This is a genomic window from Desulfocucumis palustris, from assembly GCF_002933875.1.
GTDB lineage: Bacteria > Bacillota > Desulfotomaculia > Desulfotomaculales > Desulfocucumaceae > Desulfocucumis > Desulfocucumis palustris.
In genome coordinates this window covers 1-533 of the sequence record NZ_BFAV01000110.1, presented here as the reverse complement: position 1 = coordinate 533, position 533 = coordinate 1, and the positions used below count along the sequence as shown (strand labels likewise).

General features: G+C 54.6%; 1 rRNA gene. It reads right to left on the bottom strand.

What is annotated here, in order from left to right:
• Positions 1-8: 8 nt before the first annotated feature.
• Positions 9-533: ribosomal RNA gene (locus DCCM_RS08500) — 16S ribosomal RNA — on the bottom strand; the annotation flags it as partial.

The following is a 533-nucleotide window of genomic DNA, read 5'->3' as shown; positions in this document are numbered from 1 at the left end:
CTCCTTAGAAAGGAGGTGATCCAGCCGCACCTTCCGATACGGCTACCTTGTTACGACTTCACCCCAATCACCAACCCCACCTTCGACGGCTCTCCCTCTTTCAAGTTAAGTCACCGGCTTCGGGTGTTGTCAGCTTTCGTGGTGTGACGGGCGGTGTGTACAAGGCCCGGGAACGTATTCACCGCAGTATGCTGACCTGCGATTACTAGCGATTCCGACTTCATGCAGGCGGGTTGCAGCCTGCAATCCGAACTGTGATGCGCTTTTAGGGATTCGCTTCACCTCGCGGTGTCGCCGCCCTCTGTACGCACCATTGTAGCACGTGTGTAGCCCAGGACATAAGGGGCATGATGATTTGACGTCATCCCCACCTTCCTCCGTTTTGTCAACGGCAGTTCAAATAGAGTGCCCACCCTTATATGCTGGCAACTATTCGTAGGGGTTGCGCTCGTTGCGGGACTTAACCCAACATCTCACGACACGAGCTGACGACAACCATGCACCACCTGTCTATCTGTCTTCCGAAGAAGAAC